Here is a 15,382-nt window from a genome sequence, read left to right as displayed (position 1 = left end):
AGGTCCGTGCTGCGAGGCAGGAAGAATTTAAATTCTACCGCCGTGGATAAAACGGTGCGGAAGCCGCAGCGGCAGCACGGCGTCAGGCTGCCGCGCCGACTCGCGCCCGCTGCGTGTCGACCGCCTCCAGCACCGCTTGCACGACCCGCTCGACGCTCGGCCAGTTCCGCGCATGTTCGCCCGCGACATACTGCTCAGGCGACACACTGCGATACGGCGGCGGATAACCCCAGATAGCATCGTGCCTGTCGGGTTTGGTGATGCTTCCGCCGATCACGGCGACGGTCGGACGGAGAAACGCGGCCGCGACGTGCATCAGCATCGTCGAGTTCGTCAGCACGACGTTGGCCTCTTCGGTGAGAGCGAACGTGACGCGCATCGGCACCTCGCCTGCCAGCGAGCGGACCGGCACGCCCGAACCCGCTGAGGCGATCGCCTCGGCGGCGCGCGCCTGATCCGCTTTGCTGCCGACGATCACGATATCGCATGCGTCGCCGGCTTGTTCCAATGTCTGCGCGATCCGCGCGAGCGCGGCGCCGACCTGGCGCGCGTCCCATGCTTTGGTCGGCACGCCGGCCCCAACGCCGACGATCAACCGCACCGTGCGACGCCCCGGCACGTTGCCCGCATTCCAGATTTGCGCGGCGGTGGCGCGCTCGTCGTCGGTGAGGAACAGTTGCGGGCGCGCTTGCGGCAGCGCCGTTGCGCCGAGCAGTTCGCCCTGCGCGAGCGCGGCGCGGCCGCATTGCCGGGCGGCGAATTCAATAAACGCCTGGCACCCGCTCCAGCCGCCGCGATAGCCACGCACGCCGATGCGATACCGCACGCCCGCGCGCATCATCAGCAGCGCGCCCATGTAGCTGCCCAGCACGTCGATACCCACATCGAAGCCGCCGCGCGCGCGCAGTGCGGCGACCTGCGGGGACTTCCACAGAAAACGCAGCACGTTGCCGTGCGAGCGGTCCTCGACCAGCTTGTTGTTCCACGGCGCGTCGATCTCCACGATCTCGTCGACGAAGGGATTGTTTTCGAGTATCGGACGCCCCCAGCTACCTACGCCGGCGATCAGGCGCGTCGTCGGAAAGCGTGTGCGCAATGCCTCGAAGAGCGGCGTGGTGGTGAGCAGTTCACCGAAATCGTTCGGGCGCAGCACGAGAATCTCGCGCGGCGTGTCGCGAGCCGGATCGAACCGTGGCGGGTGGAAGCGGCCCATCAACCAGACCGGCGCTTCGATCAGCAGATTTTTCCAACCCATTGCTTCTCCAATGCGGCAGGCGGTGGCCGCCCTCGCCGCGTCTCGGTTCGCGCCGGCGGGCGCGCCGGGCGCAGGTGCGCCACGGGCACCGCCCGGATATCACGCCGATTGTGCATCGTTGCCGCACTGCGCTCTGTGGCCGGGCGTACAGAGCCGTGGACTGTGTGAATCCTGATCGCGGGGCACGAATGACGCTTCACGCCGGCACCCGGGCACGTCACGTGCTTCCGCATACGGGGCTATGAAGCTGACCGCCAAACAGACAATAAGGAGCCGAAAATGAAAGCAAAAACATTGATCTGCGCGACCGCCCTCGCTGCGATCTGCGCCTCGCAAGGCGCCTATGCGCAGATTGCCGGACTGCAACCGCTCGGCGGCACGGTCGAGCAAACCAATGCGCTGCTCAAGGGCTGGAGCGTGCGGCGCGCGCTGGTCGACGAGCCGGTCTACAACGATCTGAACGACAAGATCGGCAGCATCTACGACGTGATCATTTCGCCGGACCGCAAGGTGACGTATGCGGTCGTGTCGGTGGGCGGCTTCCTCGGCATGGGCAAGCACTATGTGGCGATCCCGGTGGATCACTTCGAGATCCGCGACGGCAACCTGTTCCTCGCCGGTGCGACGAAAGATGCGTTGAAGTCGGTGCCTGAGTTCGAATACAACAAACTCGAAAAAGCCACCAAGCCGCGCAAGGTCAAGGCGGAATAATCGACGTGACATGCGCCGATGCGAGCGTGGAACCGCTCTCGCTCGCAGCAGCTTTGCGACGGCTCGCACGGACGGCTCGCGTGGTTACTGATTCGCGGCGGTGACAAGCTGCAGCGGCGTCTCGATCACGCTCGACAATTCGCTCTGCTTTCTTTGTTCGGTCACCGCCTTCAACGCCACATCGACGCCGAACACGGCTTGCCGCGCGGCGAACTGATTGACTGTGGCGAGCACGCGGCCGTCGGCGATCAACGGCTTGATCGCATCGATATCGTTGTAGCCGGTGACGTACACACCGCCGGTTCGGCCCGCGTCGCGAACCGCGTCGACCGCGCCCATGGCCATATTGTCGTTGCCGCACAGCAGCCCGCGAATCTGCGGATGATCGCCGAGCATTTTCGAAGCGGCGTCGCGGCCCTTCCCATATTCCCAGTCGCCGGCCTGAACCGCGACGATGTTGATCCCCGCGGCGTTCATTGCATCCCGGCAACCGTCCGTGCGTTGCTGTGCATTGCGATCGGCTGAACTGCCTTCGATAATGCCCACCTGATCGCCCGTCGTGAGCCGCTGCGCCAGATAGTTGCCCACCTGCTGCGCGCCCTTGCGATTGTTCGGACCGACGAACGGCACGGAAATGCCGGCCGCGTCCTGAAATGCCTCGTCGAGCGGATTGTCGATAGAAACCACGATGATGCCCGCCTTGATCGCGCGCGCGACGACCGCCGTCAGCGCCTTCGAATCGGTCGGAGCAAGAACGATGGCACTCATCTTCGCCTTGATCATGTCTTCGACCATGCGGATCTGCCCAGTCGTTTCGCTTTCCGTGGCCGTACCGCGCACCGTCAGATCGAATTGCGAGGCGTAGTGTTGCTGGTAGTTCTGCGCGGCGTTCGCCATCGCCACCGTGAACGGGTCGCTGAGCGACTTCAGCACGAGCGCGATCTTCAGCTTGCTGCCCGGCGTAACTGCTGCATCGGCCGCGCCGCCGATGCCGGCTGCGGCCAGCGCGCCGGCAAACACCACCCGGCGACGCATCCCCCAGGAGGACATCCGTCGGGGCGTCTTCTGCATCATCGAATCTCTCCTTCTGGGCCGCGCTGACGAATCGAAGTGTTGCAGTCGGACGAAGTGCGGCTATGGCACTGCCCGCCGTTCATCGATCGCCCATCGGCGCGAGCAGACGCGCCGTGATTTGATTGAACAATGGCCGGCTGTCGATCGCCTCGCTCAAGCAATTGTCCTTCAACTCCACCAGCAGCGCCCGACTGTTCGCCGACGCCTCCGGCCACTCGCATCGTTCGAGCAACTCTTCGAGCAGACAACCGTAGGCTCTGACTTCGAGGCGCTGAAGCGCGAGGCCCATGCTCCGATCGCCCAAAGCATAGAAAGACGCCGCGCCGAAATCTCCCAGCAACGCGCGCTCCTGACCGCCGCACAGGATATTGTGCGCGTACAGATCGCCATGCATGATGCCTTGCTCATGCAGATGACGCGCCGCCGACGCGATACCGTACGCAATGCGCAACGCCGAAGCCATATCGAAGCGTGTGTCGGCATCGTAAATATCGCGCGTGCAGGATTCGAGACTCGGCGGACCGGCGAGATTCGTGAATCGCGGATCGATCAGTTCCATCACGAGGCCGTGCGTGCCGGCGGGATGATCCTTCACTTTCCCCGCTACCGGAATCAGGTTTGCATGCTCGCCCGCACGAATGCAGGCTGCCATTTCGCAGTCGGGCAGACCGTCGCTGGTCACCACGCCCTTGAACAGTTTCACCGCGACAGAGCGGGACGCGCCGTGCCGGCCCGCAAGCTCCGCGCGATAGATGACGCCGGAGGCGCCCTCGCCCAACGGCGCTTCGAGTTTCAAGTCGTGCCACGCTATCGCGGCGCTTGGCGTGTCGATCAGCGCTGCCGCTTCGAGCGCCTCGCTGAACGGATTGCCGGCGTATGCCAGCCAGGATAACCGTGGCAGACGCAGCAACCAGTCAGGCAGTCCATCGAGTTGATTCGCGGCGAGCCGCAGCAATTCGAGCTGCGAGCAAGCGGCCAATTCCTCGGGAAGCGCTCGCAGACGATTGCCCGCCAGCATCAGCTTTTGCAGTTGCGTACAGCGGCCGATTTCGGCAGGCAACACTTCGATCTCATTGTCCGTGAGGATCAACCAGCGCAATTGCGGTGGCAGCGCTTTGCCGGATACCTGCCGGATGCGGTTGGCCTTGAAGCCGACCATGCTCAACTGCGAACACTGTCCCAGCACGTCGGGCAATTCGGTGAACGGGTTGTCGGAGCCGAAGAGAATGCGCAGCTTGCGCAGACGTGGCAGATCGTCGGGCAGCGAGGTGAGCGCGTTGCCCGACAGGTCGAGAACTTCCAGCGTGTCGGCGAGGTCGAAAATCTCGCGCGGAAATTCGGTCAGGCCGCAAGCCAGTTTCAGCCGGCGCGTGCTCGCGAGCTGGCCGGCCCGCAGTTGATCAAGTGTCGTCGTCACAGTCGTGGAAGAGAGGTCCGGTTGCCGGTGCGCTTCGTATCGAAGGTATCAATTCTACTGAGTCGCGAGCGTCGCGCGAAAATGCTTGAAAAGGGTTGTACAGTGATGCATCGTCCCGTCCAGAGCAATCAGCCGCCGGCCGACATCGGTCGCGAGGAATTGGACAGCAAGATTCGGAGCGCAATCAGAGAGAGCGAGGCCCACACTGTCGGATATTCGGCGCGCCTCACGCGCGTATTCGCAGACTCGCCTCGCGCGCATCTGTGCCTCCAACCACTCAGGAACAAGCAAAGTGACATACGCCTACAAGTTGATGGACTCGCCCGTCGGGCGGTTGAAACTCGTTGCGAACGGCGAGCGCCTCGCCGCCATTCTGTGGGAGCGCGACAAGCCGAACCGCGTGCGTCTTGGTGAGCTGATCGAAGCGCATGACCGGCCCGTGCTGATCGAGACCGAACGGCAGCTGAACGAGTATTTCGCCGGCACGCGGCATGAATTCGACCTTCCGCTGACGTTCCAGGGAACGGACTTTCAGAAGCAGGTGTGGGCCGCGTTGTTGACCATACCGTTCGGCCAGACGCGCAGCTACTCGGAAATCGCGACGCAGATCGGCAACGTCAACGCGGTGCGGGCGGTCGGCGCGGCGAACGGCAGAAATCCGATTTCCATCGTGGCGCCGTGCCATCGGGTGATCGGCGCGTCAGGTGATTTGACCGGGTTTGCGGGCGGCTTGGCGAACAAGATGCTGCTGCTGTCGCTCGAGGCTGGACAGACTTCGTTCGAAGCGGAAGCGGACGGGCAAACGGACATGTTCGCGCTCGAAGAAAGGGTGACGGTCAAGACTCAGGTCACATCCGAAGCTCAGACGAAACCCGCGCGTCATGCACCGAGCCGCGGCACGCAAGCGTCACTGTTCGGAAACTGACCGGATGCATGGTCCGCGATGGCAGCGGACTCACTGCGTCGCGTTAAACGCTGCGTGATAGATCGTCTTACGGCCCGCATAAAGCATCTATCCTTAAGAAGCCCATTGGGCGTCAACAGGAGGATGACATGCGCATGCTTCTCAACATACGAATCCCGCACGAACCGTTCAATGCCATGGTGCGTGACGGCACTGTCGGGCAAGTGATCGGGAAAATACCGGAAGAAATGAAACCGGAGGCCGTCTACTTCACCGAGCAGAGCGGAGCGCGCGGAGCAGTCGTCGTGGTGGATGTCGACAACGCGTCGGCGATTCCCGCGCTCGCGGAGCCGTGGTTTCTGAAATTCAATGCCGACTGCGAATTGCGCATTGCGATGTTGCCGGAAGACCTGATGAAAGCGGGACTGGAGACTCTCGGCTCGAAGTGGAAATAACGCTTGCCATCGGCGGTTCGCGACGTAGAACGCCGATGGCTGCACAAACAGACAACCGGCAGCGCCGCGCTGTACTCAGCCCAGTTCGAACGAAGTCACGCCGAACACGCGTTCGATAGATAGGGCCGGTTGTTCCCGCGTGTACATCCGCGCAGTTTCGAACACGCTCGTCATGCCATGCCGCTCGGCCAACGCAATCGCATCGACGTTGATCTCGGGCACATCGAAGAAAAACACTTCGCCCGCAATGCTCGACGTCAACGCGGAGAATAGACGGGCGGCTATCGTGCCGTTATCGGCGAAGAGCGGGCCGATCTTGTAGCCTGTCAAACAACGACGCAACACGCCGTAGCCCACCACCTGCCCGTCGTGCATCGCAACTCTCGCCCTCGCGCCGGGCTGCGCAAGCCAGGCAGCGAGAAAGGGCTCACGCGCGGCAGGAAAGCATTGCCGATCGTAGTCGTTCAACGATTCGAAGGGCAACGCCGAAGCATGCGGCAAGTCTATGTATGACTCGCCCTGCACGATGTCTTGCGCGACGCCCTGGAAGCGGATGTTGCGATAGGCCAGCTGAAATCCGGACTTCCTGTAGTTCGCCTGTTGAGCGAGCACGCCGTCCAGACCGACATTGCGGTTTCGCAAATAGTCCATACCGTGCTGCCAGATGCGCATGCCGAAGCCTCGACCGCGAAACGCCGGTTTCACGATATAGAGACCGATAAAGCCGAAGTCCTCGCCGTACGCGACAGCGGATAGACACGCCACCGGTTCGCCGCGCCATTCGCCGATGAAAAACCCGTCCCGGTCGGCCGCACGAAAACACTCGGCATCGTGCAAGCCGGGGTTCCATCCTTCCTGCGCGGCCCATTCGACCGCCAACGCGACGTCCCCGGCCGACATCGTGCGCACGACGAAATCGCCTGATTCGCCTACGATCGTTTCGCCCATTGCTCCTCCAGCATCGCCGCTGCGGCCGTGGCCGCGACCTGGCAACCGAGAACGATGTGCGCCTCGGCCGTGTCCTCGATGAAATCGTGGCTCACGCCGCCGATGCTCGGCACGAACATCATGCAAGCCGGCATGCAGCGGGCGATGACCTGCGCGTCGTGCGCGGCGCCGCTCGGCATGCGGATCCACTGGCCGGGCGCCACCGCTTCGGCGGCGCGGGCGAGATGATCCGCGAGCGCCGCGTGCATGGTCACCGGTTGCATCGGTTCGTCGATGGTCGTCAGCTCGACGCTCACCGAGCCACGCGCGTTGAAGTCCCGCACCAGCTCGGCGAGCCTGTCTTCCATCGCCTGCAAACGCGCGGCGTTCGCGTCGCGGAATTGCAGGTACATCTCCGCTGCGCCCGGCACGACGCTTAGCGAGCCGGGGTCGAGGTCGATGCGGCCCACCGTCCAGACGGTATCGGCATCCGCGAGTTGCGTGAACGCTTCGTTCATCTGCGGGATAAAGGCAACCAGCGCCGCGCCGGCGTCGCGCCGGATCGCCATAGGCGTCGTGCCGGCATGATTGCGCTGTCCCGTGAAGCGCAGCCGCAATTCACGCAACCCCACGATCGTGGTGACGACCCCGATGGATTTGCCCGCCGCTTCCAGCCGGCCGCCCTGCTCGATATGCGGTTCGAGATAGGCGACCTGCCGCCCCGGCTCGAAGCGCGCACGCGGCCGCCCGGCCAGACCCGCGGCGGCGAGCACGTCTTCGAGGCGCTGGCCTTGCCGATTCGTGGCGTCGCGAATCGTCTCGTCGACGTTGTCGCCCACAAAACTGCGGCTGCCGAGCAACCCGGAAAACGTGCCTTCTTCATCGATCCACGATGCGACGTCCACCGCGAGGTGACGCGTCGCCTCGTTTTCCGCGAGCGCGCGCGCAATCTCCAAGCCGTAGATCACACCCATCGCGCCGTCGAGCCAGCCGCCGGTCGGCTGCGTGTCGGTATGCGAGCCGATCACGAGCGCCGGCCCGCTTTTGCGCGAGCGTCCGAACACGGTCCCCACGCCGTCGATCACGGCATCGAGTCCCGCCTCCGTCATGCGCCCGGCCAGCCATTCGCGCGACGCCAGATCCACCGGCGAAAGCGCCAGCCGAACGACGCCTGGACCGGTGGCGCCGAAGCTGCGCAGTTGTTTGAGATCGCTCAGCAAGCGGTCCGGATCGATCCTCACCACGTTCTCGTCTCCTTCGAATATCGGTTCATGATGCCTTGCTGTATCGACAGGTTACATCGCCTAAGCGTTTCCTAAGGTTGGCCCGTTACCATCCTTCGACATCGACGCGCCGGAGTGGCGCCGACGTCCATCGAGAAACACACCCTATGCAGACACTTGAAGCGTTCAACCAGGCGCTTTTCCTCATGATCGACGCGACGCTATCGACACCGGCCTGGTGCATCGACCTCGCGCGTTCGATCGCAGACTACCTCATCTATCTCGTGCCGCTCTGCCTGATCGCAATGTGGCTCTCCGGCGACGAACGTCAGCGCGAAACCGCCCTGCGCGCGTGCTGCGTGACGCTCCTCGCGCTCGGCATCAATCAGCTCATCGGCCTGGCGTGGCCGCATCCGCGGCCGTTCGTGCTGGGCATCGGCCATACGTTTCTCGACCACGCACCGGACCCCTCGTTCCCCAGCGATCACGGGACGATCTTCGCGAGCATCGCGCTGACCTTGCTTCTCGGCGGCGTGAAACGGTACGGCTCGCTCATCGTTCTGTCCGGGCTCGCGGTTGCCTGGGCGCGCATCTTTGTCGGCGTTCACTTTCCGCTCGACATGGCGGGCGCGGTTGTCGTGGCGGGCGTGGCTTTTGTCCTGGTCGCGCCACCGTGGCGGCTCGCCGGCCCGAGCATGACGCGCGGACTCATCGCGCTGTATCGCAAATTGCTGGCGTGGCCAATCGAACGCGGCTGGCTGTCGCTTTAGACGATGATTCGACACGCAAGCGCGAGTTCACGCACGTCGTGGCAACCCGCCGTCCTATCGCGTCAGCGCCCCGAAAATCGCTCGGCGAGACGTCGTAAGCGCGGCGAAAACGCGCGGGTGGCGTGCGCTCAAAAGTTGGCGAAGAACGCCCGCGCCGCCACCATGCAGAACGACGCCACCAGTTCGCCGTGATACGCCCGCAGCACCGCTGACGCGCCGCCGTCGGCCGCACCGCGGGCCACGGCCTGGCTCGCGACCTCTGCTTTCGCGCCCGCGAATCCCTGCTTGACGCGCGCATACGGATCGTCGGCCCCGACAACCGGCGAATCCACATCCAGCACGGACGTGAGCCCCGCGGGCACATTGGCGTTCTGCCAATACGCCTGCTCGATGCGCGCGTTGAAAAAGAACACCGTGGGATCCGACGCGCCGCCACACATCAAAACAGGCGCACGCGGCAGCCAGTTGCGCAAGTCGTTGCGCTTGAACGCCTGGCGCAACGGATGCTGCGGATTCGCTGCCGGTTTCATCGCAAAGCTCGGGTTGGGAAACCCGCCATCGGGATTGGCGGCGGCATCCTCCAGCAATGTCAGGCGATAGGCGTTGCGCACGAGGTTGGCATCGCCGAAGCCCGCGGCAAAGAGCGGTTTCAGGACCGGTGGCGTCAAAGGCGGCGAACCCGGTGGCGTGACCGATGCGTACTGCGGCGCAGGCGGCATGCTGCTGAAGAGATGCGCGGACGGCAGCTTGCCCGTGCTGAACAGCGTGTTGAGCGGCGTCAGGCTCGGGAGCAGCGTTTCGATACCCGGCGCGTAAGCCGCTTCGTAGAAGTCGCCGGGCTGGCGGTAGATATTCCCGTAAGCATGCTGATAACCCGTCACGATCAGCGTCGAGAAGAGCGTCGCGCCCAGGTTGACTTCGCCTTCGATGAGCGCGTCGGCGGTGGCGGCGAGTGCGTACGGCCCCGAGCCCGGCGCGGACGCCGTCACCTTGACGCCGGCCGCCTGCAGCGCCCGATGCGTTGCCATTGCAACGAAGCCGCCTTGCGAATAGCCGGTGACAAACAACTTGCCGTTTTCGCGCGTGCCTGCTTCGGGCTTCATGTCCGCTAGCGCCGCGCGCGCCGCTTGCAGCGAGTCGATCACATCGGCGGATTGCTGGTCCGCGTTGAGATACGGGTGGTACGGGAGATCGGAGCCGGCATAGCCCGCATAGTTGGTCGCCACCACGATATAGCCTTGCGCCGCATACATGGCCGCCACGCTGATGCCCTCTCCGGCACCGTCGCCGTTGCCCGGGTCCGTTCGCGTGATATCGGCGAGGTTGTAGTTGCGATACGCGGTGGTGCCGTGCGCATAGAGCATGAGCGGCAGCGGTCCGCTGCATGCCGCCGAACTTCCTGACGGGATCATCAACGCGCCGCTCGCCTGAGTGGGCTCGCCCGCGCCGCCGATGGTCCGGTAGCGAAAGCTCACGATCTCGACGCCGCATGCGGGCGCGCCAGCTATCCGCGCAAGCTGCCGGCCGCCCGCGCTCGACGCCAGCAATTTCGCAAACTCCGCGGCGCTGAGCTTCAACGTGACGCGATGATCGAGAAGCTGGCCGCGGGAACCGCACGCTTCGCCGCAACGGGAATCGGCGGGCGCACCGGCGCACGCGGCCAACGCGCCCAACGCGCAACATGCCAGCAACCCGAGGGCCGCGTTTCGGATAGCTACCCACATGTGAGGCTCCGTCTTGTTGGTATGGCGACGAGTGGCGGCCTTGCAGAGTGACAGGAGTATAGGTAAACCGGTGGCCTCAGCCCGATTCGCCACTGGCGTGCGCCAACAACTCGTCGGCTCTCGACAGAAACAGCTTCAGCACCGGCGATGTATTCGACCTGCTATAGCCGATCACGAGATCGACGGTCGGCGTCTCACCTTCCAATGGCCGGCTGACCACCGACCACGGCAGCAGGTTGGTCGCATACTCGGGCATCAGCGCGAGCCCGCGCGTGGAGGCGACCAGCGACATCGCCATGGCCAGGTTGTCGACGCCGTGCTCGGGCGCGACCGCAATGCCGTTTTCGTGCAGATAGCGCTGGATCACATCGTGCAGCACGCGCGCCTTGTTCGACGCCATGATGAAAGTTTCGCCGGCGAAGTCCTCGGGCCGTATCGCGCTGCGCTCGGTGAGGCGATGATCGCTCGGCATGAGCACGATGAGCTTCTCGCTACTGACCACCCGATAGTCCAGATCGAAGCCCGGTTCGGCACGCAGAAACGCAAGGTCGAGCTTGCCGCGCGCAAGCGCGTCGGCGAGGTCTGGCGAATAGTGGCTCGACACCGTGACCTCAATATTCGGCAGTTCGTCGCGCAACACCTGCATGGCACGCGGCAGCCACGTCATTTCCTGGCCGGTCAGAAAGCCCAGCGCGAAAACCTGCCTGGAGGGCCGTGAGGCGCGGCGCGCGGCTTCGGTGGCGGCGTCGACTTGCGACAGCGCGAGCCGCGCGTGGTCGAGGAACGCTTTGCCCGCCGCGGTCAACTCGACGCCGCGCGCGCTGCGACTGAACAACTCCGCGCCGACTTCGTCTTCCAGATCGCGAATCTGGCGGCTCAGCGACGGCTGCGATGTGTGCAGACGGCGTTCCGCCGCCACCGTCAGGCTGCCCGTTTCGGCGACGGCCACGAAGTACCGCAGATGTCGAAGCTCCATAAAACCTCTAAGGGTATTTACGCGAATGGCATGCCTGGCAGGCATGCCCATCAGCCTACAAAGTCTTTTTCCTTTGCACAAGCCCCCACTACATTACCCCTCATGCAGCGCGGCGCAGGACCGCTTGACCGACACCACGGCTTTCGACGCGCAACCGCACTCCATGCCTTTCATCTATATCGATGAGGAACCGGAAATGAACCAGACTGCTGCTTCGAACGACGCCACCCCGACCCGCCATACCCATCAGACCGCGCCGACCCGTTATGTCGACGCGAACGGCATCCGCTTCGCCTATCGCCGTTTCGGCAAGTCGGGTGGCGTGCCACTGGTGTTCAACATCCATTTCACCGGGACGATGGACCACTGGGACCCGGCCGTGACCGACGGCCTCGCGCAGGATCGCGAAGTCATTCTGTTCAACAACGCCGGCATTTCGAGCACGTCCGGCGAGGTGCCGGAGTCGATCGAAGAGATGGCCGCCAACGCCGCCGCGTTCATCAAGGCGCTTGGCCTCGCGCAGGTCGACGTGCTGGGCTTTTCCATGGGCGGCCTGATCGCGCAGACGCTGGCGATTGCCGAACCGGTGCTGGTGCGCCGCGTGATCCTGATCGGTACCGGCCCGCGCAGCGGCGAGGCGATGCAATCGCTGACGCCCGAGGCTCAGGAGATTTTCAGCGCAGCGTATGCGCGACCGGATGATCTGTGGCTGCGTGTGCACTTTGCGCCTTCCGATGCGAGCCAGACCGCCGGCCGCCGCTTCCTGCAGCGCTTCCGCCAGCGTAGCGAAGGACGCGACCCCGAGGCCAACGAGAAAGTCGCGCCGGCCCAACTCGCGGCGCTCGCCAAATGGGGCACGCCGCGCGAGAACCCTTTCGACTATCTGAAGGCCCTCAGGCAGCCGACGCTCGTCGTCAACGGCGACCACGACGTGATCATCTATTCGATCAACTCGTGGATTCTTCAGCAGAACCTGCCGAACGCGCAGTTGATTATCTATCCCGATGCCAACCACGGTTCGCTGTACCAGTATCCGGAGCGTTTTGTGGCCCACGTCGCGCAGTTCCTCGCCGACAGCGGGTCCGCGGTCTGAGCCTCACCGCCTTGATTGCCTCGCACCCAAATCAACTCGAAGGAGTCTCACCATGAACGACCTCACAGGAAAAACCGCGCTCGTCACGGGCGCCTCACGCGGCATCGGCCGCGCCAGTGCCCTCGCGCTCGCCAGGGCCGGCGCCCAGGTGCTGGTTCACTACAGCAGCGGCGAGAAAGAGGCGGATGCCGTGGTCGCGGAAATTCGCGCGGCCGGCGGCAATGCGCAGAAAGTCGCCGCGAATCTGCGCGCGGCGGATGGCCCGCATACGCTCGCCAGACAGGTGCGCGCCGTGATCGGTCATCGGCTGGATATTCTGGTGGCCAACGCCGGGATTTCGAAGGGAGTCAGCATCGAGGACACAACCGTCGAGGACTTCGACGATCTGTTCGCCGTGAACGTGCGCGCGCCTTACTTCCTCGTGCAGCAGTTGCTGCCGGTGATGTGCAAGGGCAGCAGCGTGGTGCTGCTGTCGTCGCTCGCGGCGCGCGCCGCGGTCGGCACGCTGTCGGCCTACGCCGCTACCAAGGGTGCGGTCGATACGCTCGTCAGGCATTTCGCCGCCGCGCTCGGTGAACGTGGCATTCGTGTGAATGCGGTCGCGCCGGGTGTGGTTGAAACCGATATGTCGAACTTCACAAGGACCGACACGGGACGCGCGGCGACGCTGGGTATGCAGGCGCTCAAGCGCGTGGCGCAACCGGATGACATCGGCGGTGCCGTGGCTTTTCTCGCCTCGGATGCCGCCCGGTGGGTCACAGGCGAAACGTTGCACGTCGACGGCGGTTCGAAACTCTGAATCCGTGCACGCGATTCGATTCGTAATCGCGCCGCCGGGAAGACTTTCCGGCATGCCGCCCACGCGCGGCGGCATGCCGTGAGCTTCGCCGGCGTGATCCGGTGCGCGTCTCAAGCGGCAAGCGAGCCGCTTACTTCCACAACGTGCGGCCGAAAAACGTCAGCGTGCGGTCCCAGGCCAGTTGCGACCACACCGGATCGAACTGCGTCCTCGGAATACGGCCCGGGCCGACCGCCGTTTCGTTCGCGAACGCATGGTGCGCGAGATAGCGGTGAAACTCGACGTCGACATTCGCGTCCTTCAGTTTGGTTTCCAACGCGTCGACCGTTTCAGGCACGAAGAAGTCGTCTTGCAGCGCCCAGTGACCGATCAGCGGCGCCTTGATTTTCGAGGCGTCGATATATTCCAGCGGCGGGAAGCCGTACCAGACCACGCCGGCCGACACTTCGGGGACATTGCAAAGCGCAAGCAGGGTCAGCGCGCCGCCCATGCAAAAACCCGTCACGCCGACATTCGTCGCATGCTGCTTCAGATACTGGACGGCGCCGCGCACATCCTGCGTGGCGGCGTCGCCGAAATCGAGGCCGTCGAGCAGATGGTGGGCTTCTTCCTCTTCCACCGTCGTTTTGCCTCGGAAGAGATCGGGCACCAGCGCCAGATAGCCGGCCTGCGCGAGCCGGTCAGCCACGCCGCGAATCTGTTCGTTGACGCCCCACCACTCCTGAATCACCACGATGGCGGGCGCACCCTCCAGCTTCTGCGGCTTGGCGAGATAGCCCTGGATCTGCTGGCCGTCGGGCCGGCTAAAGGTGATCATCGAACCTGCTGTCTGTGTCATCAGTCGCTCCTCGAAGTAGACGAAAGCGCTAGCATAGTCCCAGCGTGGCAGGTTCTGCTCGCCCGCTGCCGCGTCCGGCCGGCCGGTACGAACAGCGCGCCGCGCAGCGAAGGATTTGCTGGCCGGTACCAGCTTGACGTGATCGAGTTGCAACGCCATGAAAAGCCGCGCCGCGTCGTCATTGGAATCCGCGGCCATCAAATATCCGCAGCGGCGAGTCGCGCTTCAAGTCTGGAAATAGCGCGGCCGGTCGAGGTCGGCGATCAAGCCCGGCTGCTTCGGTTCCCAGTCCAGCAGCTTGCGCGTCTGTTCGCTCGAAGTCGGAGCATCCAACCCGACAAACAACGCGAACCAGCCAAAATGGTCGGCCGCCTCATCGGCAGTTTGCGCGACGACCGGCACGTTCAGGCGCCGGCCGATCACAGCGGCGATCTCCTTGAGTGGCACGCCTTCCTCGGCAACAGCGTGATACCGGCTGCCGGCGCCGCCACGTTCGAGCGCGAGCCGGTAGACGCGGGCGGCGTCGAGCCGGTGCACCGCCGGCCAGCGGTTGAGACCTTCGCCGATGTGGGCTGAGACGCCCTTTTCACGCGCCAGCCCGATGAGATGCGGAACAAACGCGTGGTCGCCGTCGCCATGCACCGACGGCGGCAGACGAACCACCGACGCGCGCACGCCACGCGCCGCCAGCAACGCTGCCGTTGCCTCCGAGACGCGAGGATAGGCGTCGGAGCGCGGCACTGCCGCATCGTCCTCGGTTGCGAGGCGGCCCGACGCCAGCAACGCGACCCCGGACGTCACGAGCAGCGGACGCTCCGAGCCGACGAGCACGGAGCCGAGCGCTTCGATGGCGCGCCGGTCCAGCTCGCAGTTCTCCGCGAATCGGGAGAAGTCGTGATTGAAGGCCGTATGAATCACGCCGTCGGCAGCGGCCGCTCCGGCTTTGAGGCTATCGAGGTCCTCGAGCGAACCGCGTTGGACCTCCGCGCCGGTCCTGGCCAGAGACTCGGCTGCGGCATCCGAGCGTACGAGGCCGAGCACCGAATGTCCGGCGGCAATGAGTTCGGCAACCACGGCGGAGCCGACGAATCCGGTCGCTCCGGTAACAAAGACGCGCATCGTAAGACCCTCCGGTTGAAAACGAAGGTTGACTATCGGCGCGTTTCCTTCAGAGATGAAGTAGTGACGTTTTAGGGGTATACGCACTAACAGGATC

At 64.3% G+C, this 15,382-nt stretch carries 15 protein-coding genes; 6 read left to right on the top strand and 9 right to left on the bottom strand.

Annotated features, from left to right (window positions below; all coding sequences use genetic code 11):
- Positions 1-82 precede the first annotated feature (82 nt).
- Positions 83-1,255 carry a glycosyltransferase family 9 protein gene (locus B0G80_RS39720; protein WP_116123043.1) on the bottom strand — a complete coding sequence of 391 codons (1,173 nt, stop codon included), beginning with the start codon at positions 1,253-1,255 and terminating at the stop codon, positions 83-85.
- A 279-nt stretch (positions 1,256-1,534) separates the two neighbouring features.
- Here B0G80_RS39720 and B0G80_RS39715 point away from each other — a divergent pair, with 279 nt between their 5' ends.
- Positions 1,535-1,966: a PRC-barrel domain-containing protein gene (locus B0G80_RS39715; RefSeq protein ID WP_116123042.1), complete on the top strand. Its 432-nt coding sequence runs from the start codon at positions 1,535-1,537 to the stop codon at positions 1,964-1,966.
- 84 nt (positions 1,967-2,050) lie between these two features.
- Here B0G80_RS39715 and B0G80_RS39710 read toward each other — a convergent pair whose 3' ends face one another.
- Together B0G80_RS39710 and B0G80_RS39705 are read right to left on the bottom strand one after the other, a co-directional pair.
- Positions 2,051-3,040 (bottom strand): substrate-binding domain-containing protein, encoded by a 990-nt coding sequence (locus B0G80_RS39710; RefSeq protein ID WP_116123041.1) that lies wholly within the window; start codon positions 3,038-3,040, stop codon positions 2,051-2,053.
- Positions 3,041-3,119: 79 nt separating this feature from the next.
- Positions 3,120-4,457 carry a leucine-rich repeat-containing protein kinase family protein gene (locus B0G80_RS39705; protein WP_116123040.1) on the bottom strand — a complete coding sequence of 446 codons (1,338 nt, stop codon included), beginning with the start codon at positions 4,455-4,457 and terminating at the stop codon, positions 3,120-3,122.
- Between the two features lie 292 nt (positions 4,458-4,749).
- Here B0G80_RS39705 and B0G80_RS39695 point away from each other — a divergent pair, with 292 nt between their 5' ends.
- Positions 4,750-5,382 carry a methylated-DNA--[protein]-cysteine S-methyltransferase gene (locus B0G80_RS39695; protein ID WP_116123038.1) on the top strand — a complete coding sequence of 211 codons (633 nt, stop codon included), beginning with the start codon at positions 4,750-4,752 and terminating at the stop codon, positions 5,380-5,382.
- 128 nt (positions 5,383-5,510) lie between these two features.
- Positions 5,511-5,816, top strand: a complete 306-nt coding sequence (locus B0G80_RS39690) for a panthothenate synthetase (protein WP_116123037.1) — start codon at positions 5,511-5,513, stop codon at positions 5,814-5,816.
- A 75-nt stretch (positions 5,817-5,891) separates the two neighbouring features.
- Here B0G80_RS39690 and B0G80_RS39685 read toward each other — a convergent pair whose 3' ends face one another.
- Together B0G80_RS39685 and B0G80_RS39680 are read right to left on the bottom strand one after the other, a co-directional pair.
- Positions 5,892-6,764 (bottom strand): GNAT family N-acetyltransferase, encoded by an 873-nt coding sequence (locus B0G80_RS39685; RefSeq protein ID WP_116123036.1) that lies wholly within the window; start codon positions 6,762-6,764, stop codon positions 5,892-5,894.
- Entirely contained in the window at positions 6,746-7,987 is a 1,242-nt protein-coding gene (locus B0G80_RS39680) for a Zn-dependent hydrolase (protein ID WP_116123035.1), read from the bottom strand. The genes B0G80_RS39685 and B0G80_RS39680 overlap by 19 nt, the downstream gene beginning before the upstream one ends.
- A 146-nt stretch (positions 7,988-8,133) precedes the next feature.
- Here B0G80_RS39680 and B0G80_RS39675 point away from each other — a divergent pair, with 146 nt between their 5' ends.
- Positions 8,134-8,736, top strand: coding sequence for a phosphatase PAP2 family protein (locus B0G80_RS39675; RefSeq protein ID WP_116123034.1), 603 nt, complete (start codon positions 8,134-8,136; stop codon positions 8,734-8,736).
- A gap of 128 nt (positions 8,737-8,864) precedes the next feature.
- On the opposite strand, the gene B0G80_RS39670 is transcribed toward B0G80_RS39675, so the two are convergent.
- Both B0G80_RS39670 and B0G80_RS39665 read right to left on the bottom strand, forming a co-directional pair.
- Complete coding sequence (locus B0G80_RS39670) at positions 8,865-10,460, bottom strand: S9 family peptidase (RefSeq protein ID WP_116123033.1); 1,596 nt, start codon at positions 10,458-10,460, stop codon at positions 8,865-8,867.
- Positions 10,461-10,536: 76 nt separating this feature from the next.
- Complete coding sequence (locus tag B0G80_RS39665) at positions 10,537-11,436, bottom strand: LysR substrate-binding domain-containing protein (protein WP_116123032.1); 900 nt, start codon at positions 11,434-11,436, stop codon at positions 10,537-10,539.
- Positions 11,437-11,632: 196 nt separating this feature from the next.
- Here B0G80_RS39665 and B0G80_RS39660 point away from each other — a divergent pair, with 196 nt between their 5' ends.
- Both B0G80_RS39660 and B0G80_RS39655 read left to right on the top strand, forming a co-directional pair.
- Positions 11,633-12,529, top strand: coding sequence for an alpha/beta fold hydrolase (locus B0G80_RS39660; protein ID WP_116123913.1), 897 nt, complete (start codon positions 11,633-11,635; stop codon positions 12,527-12,529).
- Positions 12,530-12,581: 52 nt separating this feature from the next.
- Complete coding sequence (locus tag B0G80_RS39655) at positions 12,582-13,328, top strand: SDR family NAD(P)-dependent oxidoreductase (RefSeq protein ID WP_116123031.1); 747 nt, start codon at positions 12,582-12,584, stop codon at positions 13,326-13,328.
- Positions 13,329-13,458: 130 nt separating this feature from the next.
- On the opposite strand, the gene B0G80_RS39650 is transcribed toward B0G80_RS39655, so the two are convergent.
- Entirely contained in the window at positions 13,459-14,166 is a 708-nt protein-coding gene (locus B0G80_RS39650) for a dienelactone hydrolase family protein (protein WP_116123912.1), read from the bottom strand.
- Positions 14,167-14,391: 225 nt separating this feature from the next.
- The gene (locus tag B0G80_RS39645) at positions 14,392-15,285 is read right to left on the bottom strand and encodes an SDR family oxidoreductase (RefSeq protein WP_116123030.1); all 894 of its coding nucleotides are present in this window, start codon (positions 15,283-15,285) and stop codon (positions 14,392-14,394) included.
- Between the last annotated feature and the right edge of the window lie 97 nt (positions 15,286-15,382).

Origin of the sequence: Paraburkholderia sp. BL6669N2, from assembly GCF_003387275.1 — a bacterium.
Lineage (GTDB): Bacteria > Pseudomonadota > Gammaproteobacteria > Burkholderiales > Burkholderiaceae > Paraburkholderia.
This window is presented reverse-complemented; position numbering and strand designations above follow the sequence as displayed.

Excerpts from the sequence above, each read along its gene's own strand:
- B0G80_RS39720 (WP_116123043.1), bottom strand. The coding sequence starts at position 1,255 with ATGGGTTGGAAAAATCTGCTGATCGAAGCGCCGGTCTGGTTGATGGGC.
- B0G80_RS39715 (WP_116123042.1), top strand. The coding sequence starts at position 1,535 with ATGAAAGCAAAAACATTGATCTGCGCGACCGCCCTCGCTGCGATCTGC.
- B0G80_RS39710 (WP_116123041.1), bottom strand. The coding sequence starts at position 3,040 with ATGATGCAGAAGACGCCCCGACGGATGTCCTCCTGGGGGATGCGTCGC.
- B0G80_RS39690 (WP_116123037.1), top strand. The coding sequence starts at position 5,511 with ATGCGCATGCTTCTCAACATACGAATCCCGCACGAACCGTTCAATGCC.
- B0G80_RS39685 (WP_116123036.1), bottom strand. The coding sequence starts at position 6,764 with ATGGGCGAAACGATCGTAGGCGAATCAGGCGATTTCGTCGTGCGCACG.
- B0G80_RS39675 (WP_116123034.1), top strand. The coding sequence starts at position 8,134 with ATGCAGACACTTGAAGCGTTCAACCAGGCGCTTTTCCTCATGATCGAC.
- B0G80_RS39670 (WP_116123033.1), bottom strand. The coding sequence starts at position 10,460 with ATGTGGGTAGCTATCCGAAACGCGGCCCTCGGGTTGCTGGCATGTTGC.
- B0G80_RS39665 (WP_116123032.1), bottom strand. The coding sequence starts at position 11,436 with ATGGAGCTTCGACATCTGCGGTACTTCGTGGCCGTCGCCGAAACGGGC.
- B0G80_RS39660 (WP_116123913.1), top strand. The coding sequence starts at position 11,633 with ATGAACCAGACTGCTGCTTCGAACGACGCCACCCCGACCCGCCATACC.
- B0G80_RS39655 (WP_116123031.1), top strand. The coding sequence starts at position 12,582 with ATGAACGACCTCACAGGAAAAACCGCGCTCGTCACGGGCGCCTCACGC.
- B0G80_RS39650 (WP_116123912.1), bottom strand. The coding sequence starts at position 14,166 with ATGACACAGACAGCAGGTTCGATGATCACCTTTAGCCGGCCCGACGGC.
- B0G80_RS39645 (WP_116123030.1), bottom strand. The coding sequence starts at position 15,285 with ATGCGCGTCTTTGTTACCGGAGCGACCGGATTCGTCGGCTCCGCCGTG.